11 protein-coding genes and 1 pseudogene are annotated in these 12,787 nt (G+C 74.2%); 7 read left to right on the top strand and 5 right to left on the bottom strand.

Going from position 1 to position 12,787, the window contains the following annotated elements:
- The first annotated feature begins 484 nt into the window (after positions 1–484).
- From L6E17_RS04425 to L6E17_RS04410, 4 genes are all read left to right on the top strand, one after another.
- Positions 485–1,735, top strand: coding sequence for a helix-turn-helix domain-containing protein (locus L6E17_RS04425; RefSeq protein ID WP_236239407.1), 1,251 nt, complete (start codon positions 485–487; stop codon positions 1,733–1,735).
- Between the two features lie 110 nt (positions 1,736–1,845).
- The gene (locus tag L6E17_RS04420) at positions 1,846–2,010 is read left to right on the top strand and encodes a hypothetical protein (protein WP_236239406.1); all 165 of its coding nucleotides are present in this window, start codon (positions 1,846–1,848) and stop codon (positions 2,008–2,010) included.
- A complete protein-coding gene (locus tag L6E17_RS04415) occupies positions 2,007–2,222 on the top strand; it encodes a hypothetical protein (protein WP_236239405.1) in 216 nt (71 codons plus the stop codon). Before L6E17_RS04420 ends, L6E17_RS04415 begins: the two co-directional genes overlap by 4 nt.
- Before the next feature lie 207 nt (positions 2,223–2,429).
- Positions 2,430–2,621: a hypothetical protein gene (locus tag L6E17_RS04410; protein WP_236239404.1), complete on the top strand. Its 192-nt coding sequence runs from the start codon at positions 2,430–2,432 to the stop codon at positions 2,619–2,621.
- Between the two features lie 100 nt (positions 2,622–2,721).
- On the opposite strand, the gene L6E17_RS04405 is transcribed toward L6E17_RS04410, so the two are convergent.
- The 3 genes from L6E17_RS04405 to gcl all read right to left on the bottom strand — a co-directional run bounded on the left by L6E17_RS04405 (position 2,722) and on the right by gcl (position 6,284).
- Positions 2,722–3,744: a hypothetical protein gene (locus L6E17_RS04405; RefSeq protein ID WP_236239403.1), complete on the bottom strand. Its 1,023-nt coding sequence runs from the start codon at positions 3,742–3,744 to the stop codon at positions 2,722–2,724.
- 416 nt (positions 3,745–4,160) lie between these two features.
- The gene (locus L6E17_RS04395) at positions 4,161–4,331 is read right to left on the bottom strand and encodes a hypothetical protein (protein ID WP_236239402.1); all 171 of its coding nucleotides are present in this window, start codon (positions 4,329–4,331) and stop codon (positions 4,161–4,163) included.
- 168 nt (positions 4,332–4,499) lie between these two features.
- The gene (gcl, locus tag L6E17_RS04390) at positions 4,500–6,284 is read right to left on the bottom strand and encodes a glyoxylate carboligase (protein ID WP_236239401.1); all 1,785 of its coding nucleotides are present in this window, start codon (positions 6,282–6,284) and stop codon (positions 4,500–4,502) included.
- A gap of 355 nt (positions 6,285–6,639) precedes the next feature.
- Here gcl and L6E17_RS04385 point away from each other — a divergent pair, with 355 nt between their 5' ends.
- Together L6E17_RS04385 and L6E17_RS04380 are read left to right on the top strand one after the other, a co-directional pair.
- The gene (locus L6E17_RS04385; protein WP_236239400.1) at positions 6,640–7,413 is read left to right on the top strand and encodes a hypothetical protein; all 774 of its coding nucleotides are present in this window, start codon (positions 6,640–6,642) and stop codon (positions 7,411–7,413) included.
- Between the two features lie 14 nt (positions 7,414–7,427).
- The gene (locus L6E17_RS04380) at positions 7,428–7,946 is read left to right on the top strand and encodes a GNAT family N-acetyltransferase (RefSeq protein WP_236239655.1); all 519 of its coding nucleotides are present in this window, start codon (positions 7,428–7,430) and stop codon (positions 7,944–7,946) included.
- Between the two features lie 298 nt (positions 7,947–8,244).
- On the opposite strand, the gene L6E17_RS04375 is transcribed toward L6E17_RS04380, so the two are convergent.
- Entirely contained in the window at positions 8,245–9,915 is a 1,671-nt protein-coding gene (locus L6E17_RS04375; RefSeq protein ID WP_236239654.1) for an AMP-binding protein, read from the bottom strand.
- Between the two features lie 44 nt (positions 9,916–9,959).
- Complete coding sequence (locus L6E17_RS04370; RefSeq protein WP_236239399.1) at positions 9,960–11,633, bottom strand: AMP-binding protein; 1,674 nt, start codon at positions 11,631–11,633, stop codon at positions 9,960–9,962.
- A 234-nt stretch (positions 11,634–11,867) separates the two neighbouring features.
- Here L6E17_RS04370 and L6E17_RS04365 point away from each other — a divergent pair.
- Positions 11,868–12,756: pseudogene (locus L6E17_RS04365) on the top strand (response regulator transcription factor).
- Positions 12,757–12,787: the final 31 nt, after the last annotated feature.

The raw sequence follows: 12,787 nt of genomic DNA, 5'->3' as shown, positions 1-12,787 counted from the left end.
ACGTCCTGTCGCGCCAGCCTCGCACCGCCGGACGGCTTCCACTCACCCCGCTCCCGCGGAGGCTTCCCCTCCGCACAGAGCCAGAGCGCGGAGTCCGTTTACGGTCCGGACTCCGCGCTCTGCTGTCCGGGCGGTGTGCGCCGCCCGGCCCCTACGCGGGAACACGGCGGGAACGCGGTGCCGCAGCTCTGCCCTGCCGCCCCTCCGCGGACCGCCCTCGGAAGGACGGCACCGCCAGGCCCCGGATGCCGACGCCGAAGCCTTGCCGGTGGCCGCTGCCGTCGCTCGCTGCGGCGACGGGTACGGCGGCGCCGGGGCCGGCGCCGTACGCATCGGCCGGACGCTGACCGGTACGACTCGCCGCCCTCTGCCTTCCCCTTCGCGGGGGTGTCGGGGGCGGTTTCGTCATGCCCAAGAGCACTACGGCGACACGGCCTTGCCCCCTACCCTGTGAGCGACGAGCTGCACAGAGAAGGGCAAGGCCGTGTCATCTGATGCCACCCCGGACCCGTACACCGACCCGATGGCCTTCGGGCAGAGGATGCAGATCCTCCGCGAACGCCGCGGCATGAGCAGGGTCGTGCTCGCCGGCCTGCTCGGCCGCTCCCCCGAGTGGGTGAAGAAGGTCGAGAAGGGCCAGATCCACGCCCCCGGCATCGACACCGTCCTGCGCGTCGCGGAGGCCCTGCGCGTCCGCGATCTCGCCGACCTGACGGGCCGCCCCGACATGCACGTCGACCTCTTCATCGGCCCCGGCCATCCGCGGCTGGCTGCCGTGCGCGCAGCCGTCGACGCCTACCCGCTGACGACGACCCACCAGGCCCCGCCGACCGAGCACCTACGTGCCCGGCTGTCCCGCGCGTGGGCGGCCCGGCACTCCGCAGCGCACCACCGAGAGGTGATCGGCGCGCTCCTGCCGGACCTGATCCGCGACGCGCAGCTCGCCGTACGGCAGGCCGAGCACCCCGCGGGCTGGCGGGCGGCGCAGTCCGTCCTCGCGGAGGTGTACAGCCTCTGCCAGTTCTTCGTGGCGTACCAGCCCGACAGCAGCCTCCTGTGGCGGGTGGCCGAGCGCAGCATGGTCGCCGCACAGCAGTCCGAGGACCCCCACACGATCGGCGTGTCCGCGTGGCTCATGACGCAGGCGCACCGGGACTCCGGGGCGAGCCACCTCGACGCCGCCGACGCCGTGAACCGGGACACCCTGGCCTTCCTGGAACCGCTGCTGCCCGACGCCACCGACGACGTACTGGCCATCGCCGGGGCCCTCCGGTTCGAGGCGGGGTACACAGCGGCGCGGCGGGGCGAGACCGGCACGGCCTGGCGGTACTGGGACACCGCGCGGGAGATGGCCGAGCGGCTCCCCGACGACTACTTCCACCCGGTGACGTCGTTCTCCCGGGCCGTCATGGGCGCGCACGCGGTGACGGTGGCGGTCGAGCTGCACGCGGGCCCGGAGTCCGTGCGGCAGGCGGCACGGGCGGACGCCGCGACGATCCCGTCCCGTCCGCGGCGGGCGCGGCACCGGATCGAGGAGGCGCGCGGGTACCAGCTCGACGGTCAGCCGGACGTGGCGATCGCGACGCTGGCCCAGGCGCACGAGGCGGCGCCGGAGACGATCCGCTACAACGGCTATGCCCGGCGCATCATCCTGGAGGAAGCGGAGTCCCGGGTTGCTGCCCGGCGCCGTCGTGCGTCGGATCTGGCGGTGAAGGTGGGCATGCTCGCGGCCTGACGCCGCCTCAGGGCAGGGGTACGGATTCCTACCCTCTGCCCGCACGGGCCGCTCCTACCGTCTATATCAGACCCACCACGTACTGACACTGACGGGGGGGGTGGCCCGTGATGACGATGACGGTGTACCGGGTGCAGCCCGACGGCACCACCACCCTGATCCGGAAGAAGCGCGAGATCCGCGGGGACGAGGAGCGGCTGCCGCCCTTCGGCAGCGCGTTCCCGCCGTGCGCCTGCCCGACCTGCCGCCGCATGCGGAAGGCGGCGGCCCGATGACCGTGCCGCCGCCCTCGGGCCCGCCCGCCACGTGGCTCGCCGCGCCGGCCCTGGCCGGGCCACCGCAGACCCCGCTGACCGAACGGCAGCGCCGCGGTCGGCAGTGCGCCGACTGCGCCGTGGAACTGACCGCTGCCACCGCACGGCCGCTGCCGCGCCGGTTCCCGCTGCGGGTCTGCGTGCGCTGCCACACCGCGAGGTACGGCGGATGACCGCCCCCACGGCCGCCGTGCCGCTCCCCGCCTATGAGACGCTCACCGGCCTCCAGCGGTACGGCCTGGACTGCGCGTTCTGCGGCACGGAACTCCGACCAGGGACCGCGGTGTCCCTCGGCGGCACCGCCACCGGGCCGCGCCCGGCGTCCGGGTCGTGTGGGCACCCCGCGCCTGCCGCGACTGCCGCACCGCCAGGAGCAGCCGGTGACCGCGCGGACGCTGGAGCAGGTGCGGGTGGACGCCGAGCGGGCCGGCCGGACCGGTGAGTGCGAGCTCGGCGAGCACGGCCAGTGCCACCCGCAGGACGTGTACGCCACCGACCGGCCGCGCCCGGGTGAGCGGCCGCTGTTCTCGATCCGCTGCACCTGCTCCTGCCACAGAGGGGCACAGGCATGACCCCGGGCGGGAGGCCGTACTGCGTGCACTGCGACCGGCCGATCCAGGGCGAACCGGTGGTCGTCCCCGGCTTCTCCGCCTCTGGCGCGCGACCGGACGCCTACCGGCACGCCGCGTGCAGGGCGCCGAGGATCACCGGTGCGTGACGCCGCCTGGTCGCGATGAGGACTGTGTGGTCTCCGTCCCGGCATTCGATGACGACACCGTCGTGTCCGTAGACGCTGTACCAGCCGGCTGGGTCCTGGGGCCGCAGGGATCGGAGGCGTTGCACGGTCAGCGTCTCCGGCAGTGCCCTCCGGGCGACGCGCCCGGCGGGGTCAGGTGTGGCCGACAACGGCCCGTCTCCCACCACCAGGTGGTCGAAGCCGTCCACGCTGTAGGAGACGTCTCCGTATACGGCCGCGTCCACGCACCGTCTCTCCGTGGGCAGAACCGGAAGGATGCCGCTGGTGTCCGCCGCGTGCTTCTCGCGCCGCAGCAGCCACCACGCGAACAGGCCGCCCACGATCGCGGACGGCACCATGCCGACTGCCGTGACCAAGAGCGCGTCCGGTGCGCCGCCTGCGGTCATGCTCGCTACAAAGCCGACACAGCCCAGGGTGGCACCTCCCGCGAACCCCACGGAGACCTGCCAGGGAGCCATGGACGCTGCGGCGGCGGAGCGGCGGGGGAACCACCAGCCGGCCCAGAGCATGCTGAGCCCCCAGGGCAGCAGCATGAGAGCGAAGCCCATCGGAAATCGCCATGCGTTGGCCGGCGACGCCCAGGACACCTGGGCAGCGGCGCCGAACCGCACGGTGTGGATCTCACCCCGCCAGTAGGTCACCTCCACCTCGTCACCGGCGCTCACTGCGCCGTACACCGGCGAGCGTCCGGCCATCCGCACCCGCTGCACGACGTGCGAGCCCTGCTCGGTCAGCCGGAGCCAGCGGTGGACTCTCCTGCCGCTGGACACGTCTTCCCTGCCGACAACGGTCGCCGGAACCGTCGTTGTGCACGAGTCCCCGCGCGTGCCGCCCGGACAAGCGGGCGCAGCGACGTATGCGCGCTGGTCTGCCAGCACGTCCGATACGACGACGAACAGCACGCCCGCGACCAGCACGAGCAGGAGACCGAACACCACGAGCAGCTGAGGTCTCCCCGCGCGGGCCGCCCCTGGTGTCCGTTCCGTCATCCCCATGCCCCCTGCTCCCGGGCCGCGACCGGCCGCTTTCCGTCACGTCGGGAGGCATCGTGGCATGAGCTCACGCTGAAGATCATTGCCAGGGTCAGGCAATCTACGCAGCTCAGCACTGCATTCTCTCGTGCGCAGTCGGTGGCATACGGCTGAGGCTCCGCCACCGGGAGCCGATCGCGCGGCGGTCGCGCCGCAGCTGCTGCGTGAGGAAGCGGAGTGCGGAGCCGGACACGTCGGCGCCCGACGGGGGGACAAGCACGTGGAGCCTCTGGTGGCGCGGGTTCTCTTGGTCGAAAACCCATCTACCAGGGGCTTCGCCACGCTGTCCCCCACTACGACTACCGAAGCAGGTGGGGGAAGACTCAGTGGCTGACCGGCCGCGTCGGGTCGACGAGCTTGTCCAGGACCATCCGGATGGCACGGAAAGCCGTCTCCGCCACCTCGTCCGAAGCGTGCTCCTCCTCGGCCTGGGCCCAGTCCCGGGCGACCCTCAGGCGGCGCAGCAGCTCTCCCGCGTCGACGATGTCTGCCATACCTGACGGCTACCCGCCCAGCCGCCGCGCATGACCGCCCGCGGGCACGCGCATGACCGGGCCTCCGGGTCCTCCGCCGTGCGGCCGTCCGCGGGTCCGGGGACGCGCAGCGGCCCCCGCCCCGGTGGTGTCCGGGGCGGGGGCCGCTGCTGCTCCCCTGCGGGTGGATCAGGCGAGCGGGCGGATCGCCGTGGGGGCGTGGCCCGGCTCGGTGGCGAGCTCCTCGAACTCGGTGACGTCGCTCATGTCGACCGTCTTGCTCATGGAGATGTTGGTGACGCGCTCCAGGATCGCCTCGACGACGACCGGGACCTGGAACTCCTGGGCCAGCTTCTTGGCCTCCTCGAAGGCCTCGCCCAGCTTCTCCGGGTCCTCGACGCGGATCGCCTTGACGCCGAGGCCCTCGGCGACCTTGACGTGGTCGACGCCGTAGACGCCCAGCTCCGGGGTGTTGATGTTCTCGAACTCCAGGTTGACCTGGAAGTTGATGTCCAGGCCGATCTGCGCCTGGCGGATCAGTCCGAGGTACGCGTTGTTCACCAGGACGTGGACGTAGGGGACCTTGTGCTGGGCGGCGACCGCCAGCTCCTCGATCATGAACTGGAAGTCGTAGTCGCCGGACAGCGCGACGACGGGGGTGTCCGGGTCCGCGGTGGCGGCGCCGATGGCGGCCGGGATCGTCCAGCCGAGCGGCCCGGCCTGGCCACAGTTGACCCAGTGGCGCGGCCGGTAGACGTGGAGGAACTGGGCGGCGGCGATCTGGGAGAGGCCGATCGTGGTGACGTAGCGGGTCTCCGGGCCGAACGCCCTGTTCATCTCCTCGTAGACGCGCTGCGGCTTGATCGGGATGTTGTCGAAGTGCGTGCGCCGCTGCAGCGTGGCCTTGCGCTCCTGGGCGGAGGCGGCCCACGCGCCGAAGTCGGGCAGCCGTCCCGCCGCCTTGAGCTCCTTGGCGACCTCGATGAAGAGTTCCAGCGCGGCCCGGGCGTCGGAGGCGATGCCGTAGTCCGGGGCGAAGATCTTGCCGAGCTGGGTGGGCTCGATGTCGACGTGGACGAACTTCCGGCCCTTGGTGTAGGCGTCCAGGTTGTAGCCGGTGTGGCGGTTCGCCCAGCGGTTGCCGATGCCGAGGACGAAGTCGGACTCCAGGAAGGTCGCGTTGCCGTAGCGGTGCGAGGTCTGGACGCCGACCATGCCCGCGCTCAGCTCGTGGTCGTCGGGGATGGTGCCCCAGCCCATCAGGGTGGAGATGACCGGGACGCCGGTGAGCTCGGCGAACTCGACGAGCAGGTCCGAGGCGTCGGCGTTGATGATGCCGCCGCCGGCGACGATCAGCGGGCGCTCGGACTCCAGCAGCAGCCCGATGGCCTTCTCGGCCTGGGCGCGGGTCGCCTGCGGCTTGTAGGCCGGCAGCGGCTCGTAGGTCTCCGGGTCGAACTCGATCTCGGTCTGCTGCACGTCGATCGGCAGGTCGATGAGGACCGGGCCGGGGCGGCCGGAGCGCATCAGGTGGAAGGCCTGCTGGAAGACGCCGGGGACCTGGGCGGCCTCCAGGACGGTCGTGGCCGCCTTGGTGACCGGTCCCGCGATGGAGGCGATGTCGACGGCCTGGAAGTCCTCCTTGTGGAGCTTCGAGACCGGCGCCTGGCCGGTGATGCAGAGGATCGGGATCGAGTCGGCGATGGCGGAGTACAGACCGGTGATCATGTCCGTGCCGGCGGGGCCGGAGGTGCCGATGCACACGCCGATGTTCCCCGCCTTGGCGCGGGTGTAGCCCTCGGCCATGTGCGAGGCGCCCTCGACGTGGCGGGCGAGGGTGTGGGCGATGCCGCCGCCCTCCTTGAGGGCCTTGTAGAAGGGGTTGATCGCCGCGCCCGGCACACCGAACGCGTTGGTGACGCCTTCGCGCTTGAGGATCTCAACTGCCGCTCGGGCGGCGGTCATTCGAGGCATGGATGCTCCTGCTTCGGCCTGGCGGATGCGGGCTCTGTCGCGCCGACCTGAGAGCTGCGATCCGTGTGTCACTTCCGCTATACGGAAGTCTGTTTCTGTTATACGGAAGCAATGTAGGGGCGGGTCCCGGAGCCCGTCAAGGGATGGCCGAATGCGGCCGAATGCCTCCCCCCGCCCCCGGCCGGTGGGGGACGATGGATCACGCCGGGGAACGGGAACCGGCAGCGGGCCCCGACACGGCCCGTGCAGGGCACGGGAGGGGCCGCCGACCGGGCGGCCGCGTGCGAGGAGCCGGGGCCTTCCGCGGATCCGGGGGCCCGTGGTCAGGGACAGCCGAGAGAGAGGCCGATCCGACGTGGGAGACAACGTGCCGGTGCGCTGCCCGGTCTGCCGCCGCACGCACCCGTACACACCGACCCACTACCCCTGCGCCTGCGGAGCCCCCGTCACCCCGCCCCTCATGCGGGGCGCGCCCGCCGAGCCGATCACCCACCGGACCTGGAACGACGAGTGGGTGACGGTCCGCTGCGCGGCCTGCGGGCAGCAGACCCAGTGGCCGCAGCCCGAGCTGGGCTGCCCCTGCGGGACCGTGCTGCGCATCCCTGTGCGGCCCGTCACGGCGGCGACGGCGCCGCCTCGCGCCCGTTCCGCTCCGGCCCCCGAGTCGACGACCGCCTCCGCCACCGGCACGTCCCCGGTGCGTGCCGCCGCGCCGCCCCCGCAGCCCGCCGCCGAGCGCCCGCCGTTCCACCCCGTCACCATCCGCACGGCACGCGACGTGGTGACGGCGGCCGCGCTGTACCTGCGGTGGCTCGGCTTCCGGGACGTGGCGCAACCCGAGGAGCGCCGCCCCTCCCTGCCGGCGCCCGCCGTGGAACTGCGCGCGCCGGGGCTGATGGCCCAGGTCGACCCGACGACCCGGCCGGTCGCCCTGCGGGCCGTGGAGTGCCTGTGGCTGGAGGGCCTCGCCGCCGCGTCGACGGCGGTCTGCTTCTCCCTCGCCGGCTACGAGGCGCAGGCCCGGGCCCGGGCAGAAAGCGTCGGCCTGCCTCTTTTCGTGATGGACCTCGCGGGCGCGCCGCAGCCGGTGAACACCCCGGGCCGCGAGCTCGTCGCGCTCGGGGCATGAGGCCTGCCGTGGACATCCGCATCCGCCCGGCCCTGCCGGAGGACCTGCCGCGCCTCCAGGACCTCGAACGGGCGGCCGGGGAGCCGTTCCGCGCGCTCGGCATGGCCGCCGTCGCGGACGACGACCCGCCCCCGCCGGAGGACCTGGAGCGCTACCGCGCCGCCGGCCGGGCGCGGGTCGCGGCGGGCCGGGACGGGCGCCCCGTCGCGTACCTCGTGTGGGACGAGGTGGACGGCGCCGCCCACATCGAGCAGGTGTCCGTCCACCCGGACGCGGCCCGCCGCGGCCTGGGGCGCGCCCTCATCGAGGACCTCGCGGAGCGCGCCGCCGCGCTGCGCCTCCCGGCCCTGACCCTGACGACGTTCCGGGACGTGCCGTGGAACGCCCCGTACTACGTCCGGCTCGGCTTCCGCGCCCTCGACGACACGGAGCTCACCGCGGGGCTGCGGGCCATCCGACGGGCGGAGGCGGCGCACGGCCTGGACCACTGGCCCCGCGTCTGCATGCGACGCCCCCTGCCGCAGGCCCGGTGAGGCGCCCCACGCGGCCCGCCCGGCCGCCGCGGCGCGCGACCGGCGCGGCCGCCGCCCCCGTGACCGCTCCTCCGCGGTGCGCCGGGCCCGCAAGCCCGGGCGAGGCGCCGCACCCCCGCCTCCGCCCGGCCGGTCGCCGCGGCAGGGGCGCCCGGCCGCTTCCTCGCCGGCGCGCCGCATGAGACCCCCACCGCGCCCGGCCGCCCCGGGCCGCGTCGGCCGCTTGCCGCCGTCCGGTCGTGGCGGTACGCCCCGCCGCTGCTCGGAGGCGGCTCGGAGAGCGGGAGCGCACCGGCCGCTATGCCGTCCGCGGCGTGCCGTACCGCTCGCGCAGCTCCACCTTCCGCACCTTTCCGCTGACCGTCATCGGGAAGGCGTCCATGACCTCGACGCGGCGCGGGACCTTGTAGTGCGCCAGCCTGCCGCGGCAGAAGTCCGCCAGTTCCTCGCGCGTCGGCGGGTCGGCCGGGTCGCGCGGGACGACGCAGGCCAGCACCTCCTCGCCGTACCGCTCGTCCGGCACCCCGACGACCTGCACGTCCGCGATCTTCGGGTGGCCGTGGAGGAACTCCTCGATCTCCCGGGGGTACACGTTCTCGCCACCCCGGATGATCATGTCCTTGATCCGTCCGACGATCTGGACGTACCCGTCCTCCCGCATCACCGCCAGGTCCCCGGTGTGCATCCACCGGCCCGCGTCGACGGCCTCCGCCGTCCGCTCCGGCTCGTTCCAGTAGCCCAGCATCACGCCGTAGCCGCGGGTGCACAGCTCGCCCGCCTCCCCGCGCGGCAGCGTCGTCCCGCGCACCGGGTCCACGACCTTGACCTCGACGTGCGGCAGGACGCGGCCGACGGTCCCGGTGCGGCGTTCCAGGTCGTCTCCGCGGCGGGTCTGGGTGGAGACGGGGGAGGTCTCCGTCATGCCGTAGCAGATGGACACCTCCGCCATGTGCATCTCGGCGACCACCCGCTTCATCACCTCCACCGGGCACGACGAGCCCGCCATGATCCCGGTGCGCAGGGACGTCAGGTCGTACGAGCCGAAGTCCGGCAGGTTCAGTTCGGCGATGAACATCGTCGGCACCCCGTACAGGGAGGTGCAGCGCTCCTGCTCGACGGCGCGCAGCGTCGCGGCCGGGTCGAAGGACGGGGCGGGGAGCACGACGCAGGCGCCGTGCGAGGTGGCGGCGAGGTTTCCCATGACCATGCCGAAGCAGTGGTAGAAGGGCACCGGCAGGCAGATCCGGTCGTCCGGGCCGTAGCCGAGGGTCTCCCCCACGAAATAGCCGTTGTTGAGGATGTTGTGGTGGGAGAGGGTGGCGCCCTTCGGGAAGCCGGTGGTGCCGGAGGTGTACTGGATGTTGACGGGGTCGTCGCAGGACAGCTCCGCCTCCCGCGCGGCCAGGTCCTCCGCGGTGGCGTCCGCCGCCCGGGCGGTGAGCGCGCCCCAGCTCCCGTCGCCGATGTGGAACACCTCCCGCAGCGCCGGGCACTCCCCGCGCACCTGCTCCACGAGAGCCCGGTAGTCGGTGGACTTGTGGGCCAGGGACGCGACGAGCAGCGAGACGCCCGCCTGGTCGAGGACGTACGCCAACTCGTGTGCGCGGTAGGCCGGGTTGACGTTCACCAGGACGGCGCCGACGCGGGCCGTGGCGTACTGGAGCAGCACCCACTCCGGGCAGTTGACCGCCCAGATGCCGACCCGGTCGCCTTTGGCGATGCCGGAGGCCAGCAGGGCGCGGGCCAGCTCGTCCACGGCGGCGCCGAACGCGGCGTACGTCCAGCGGCGGCCGGACGGCACGTCGACGAGGGCCTCCCGGTCGGGGAACCGCGCCACGGTGCGGGCGAGGTCCGCGCCGACGGTGTCGCCGAGCAGGGGCGTGCCACCCGTCCCGTGGGCGTACGACAGCTGCCCGGCCGCCGCTGCCTCCTCGCAGTACTCGTGGCCGCCCGACGGCTGCCCGGCCACCGCTGCGTCCTCGCGGTGTCCGTGGGCGTACGGCAGCTGACCGGTCACAGCTCCTCCTCGCGGTACTCGGCGGACGATCCGGCGGCGGTCCGCTCGCGCAGCTCGACGCGGCGGATCTTGCCGGAGACGGTCTTGGGCAGGTCGGCGAACTCGATGCGGCGGATCCGCTGGTACGGCGCGAGGACCGCCCGCGCGTGCGCGAACAGCGCCTTGGCGGTGCCGGGGCCCGGCTCCCAGCCGTCGGCGAGGACGACGTACGCCTTGGGCACGGACAGCCGCACGGGGTCGGGCGCGGGCACGACGGCGGCCTCGGCGACCGCCTCGTGCTCCAGGAGGGCGCTTTCCAGCTCGAACGGGCTGATCTTGTAGTCGCTGGCTTTGAAGACGTCGTCGTTCCGGCCGACGAAGAAGACGTATCCCTCGTCGTCCCGGCGGCCGATGTCGCCGGTCCGGTAGTAGCCGTCCGCCATCGACACGGCGGTGCGCTCCGGGTCGCCGTGGTAGCCGGTCATCACGCCCACCGGGCGGGCCGACAGGTCGAGGGCGATCTCGCCCTCCTCCGCACCGGGCCGCCCGGTCACCGGGTCGAGCAGCTCCACGCGGAACCCGGGGCTCGGGCGGCCCATGGAGCCGGGTTTCAGGGGCTGTCCGGGCGTGTTGGCGATCTGGACGGCCGTCTCGGTCTGGCCGAAGCCGTCCCGGATGGTGACGCCCCAGGCGCGCCGCACGGCGGCGATGACCTCGGGGTTGAGGGGCTCGCCGGCCGCGAGGACCTCGCGGGGCGGGGTGCGCAGCGCGGTCAGGTCGGCCTGGATGAGCATGCGCCAGACGGTGGGCGGGGCGCAGAAGCTCGTGACGCCGTGCCGGTCCATCTCGGCCATGAGGCGGGCGGGGTCGAAGCGCGTGTAGGAGTGGACGAAGACGGTGGCCTCGGCGTTCCAGGGCGCGAAGAGGTTCGACCAGGCGTGCTTGGCCCAGCCGGGCGAGGAGATGTTGAGGTGGACGTCGCCGGGCCTGAGGCCGGTCCAGTACATGGTGGCCAGGTGGCCGACGGGGTACGAGGTGTGGGTGTGCTCCACGAGTTTGGGGCGGGCGGTGGTCCCGGAGGTGAAGTAGAGCAGGAGCGGGTCGTCGGCGCGGGTGGGTCCGTCGGGGACGAACCGGTCGTCGGCGCCGTACGCCTCCTCGTAGGGGCGCCAGGGGGCCTGCGCCCCGCCGACGGCGATGCGGGTGTAGTCGCCGGGGACGCCGTCGAACTTGGCGGTGTCGGCGGCGCGGACGACGACGTGCCGGGCCCGGCCGCGCTCGACGCGGTCCCGCAGGTCGGCGGGGCCGAGCAGCGGGGTGGCGGGGATGACGACGGCGCGCAGCCGCATCGCGGCGAGTGCGGTCTCCCACAGCTCGGGCTGGTTGCCGAGCATCACGATCATCCGGTCGCCGGCCCGTACCCCCTGGTCGCGCAGCCAGGTGGCGACGCGCCGGGAGCGGGCTGCCATCGCGTCGAAGGAGACGCGGGTCTCGCGGCCGTCCTCCTCGACGAGGTGCAGCGCGGTGGCGCCGTTGCCAGCGGCGAGGGCGTCGAACCAGTCCTCGGCCCAGTTGAAGTGCGTGAACCGCGGCCAGGAGAAGCCCCGGTACGCCGCGTCGTAGTCCTCCCGGTGCCGCAGCAGGAAGTCCCGGGCGGCCCGGAACCGCGCGGTCGTACCGCGTTCCGACATCTGCGTCCTCCTTGTGCGCGCTCGTTGCGGGACGTGCTCGCGCCATCGTGTAATCAGTGACGCAGATCTCACTACCCCCGGACGGGGGTGGCGCGCCGGGCGCCGGTGTGGCGGACGAGGGCGTTCGAGGGGCGGGAGCGGGGAGCGGCGGACGTGGCGGACCGGTACGGAGTGGGCGGGCAGGGCGCGGGGCCGTCGGGCGAGGCGGCGGAGCTGCGGGCCGCCCTGCTGCGGATGCGCCGGGCCACGGGGCTGCCGGTGGCCTTCGGGGGCTGCTGGGCGACGGCGGACCGGCCCGGGCCCTGCTGCGCATCGCGGAGCTGAGCGGTACGTCGTCGGAGGCGCTGCGCGGGCTGGCGATCCGCCCCGGCGGCGGCCTGGGCGGCCGGTCGGTCGCGCTGGCCCGGCCGTGCGCGGTGACGGACTACCCGGAGGCGCGGCACATCAGCCACGAGTACGACGCGCCGGTGGCGGCGGAGGGCCTGAGGTCGGTGCTCGCCGTGCCGGTGGTGGTGCGGCGCCGGGTGCGGGCGGTGCTGTACGGGGCGCTGCGGCGGCCGGAGCCGCTGGGCGACCGGGTGCTGGACGCCGCGGTGGCGGCGGCCCGGGACCTGGAGCAGGCGCTGGTGGTGCGGGACGAGGCGGGGCGGCTGCGTGCGGCGGCGGCGCGGTGGGCGGCGCCGCCGGGTGGGCCGGTGGATGCGGGTCCGGCCGAGGACGGCGGCCTCGCGGGCGGCGGGCTCGCGGGCGGCGGGCTGCCCATCGGGGCCGCCGGGGCGGCGGGGCCTGGGAGGCGGTGCGGTCGGCGCACGGGGAGCTGCGGGCGCTGGCGCCGCGCATCACCGACCCGGCCCTGCGGGCGGAGCTGCTGGCGGTCTGCGGCCGGCTCGCGGCGGCCGCGCGGCCCGCGGCGGGCGGCCCGCCCCGGGTGGTGCTGGCGCCCCGGGAGCTGGACGTCCTGGCGGCGGTGGCGACGGGCGCCACGAACGCGGATGCCGCGGTGCGGCTGGGGGTGCGCACGGAGACGGTGAAGGCGTATCTGCGCTCGGCCATGCGGAAGCTGGGCGCGCACACGCGGGGGGAGGCGGTGGTGGCGGCCCGCCGGGAGGGGCTGCTGCCGTAGGCCGTACGCACCGGCGGGCTGCCGGGTGGAT

It is taken from the genome of Streptomyces sp. CC228A (assembly GCF_021390935.1).
Taxonomy (GTDB): domain Bacteria; phylum Actinomycetota; class Actinomycetes; order Streptomycetales; family Streptomycetaceae; genus Streptomyces.
This window is presented reverse-complemented; position numbering and strand designations above follow the sequence as displayed.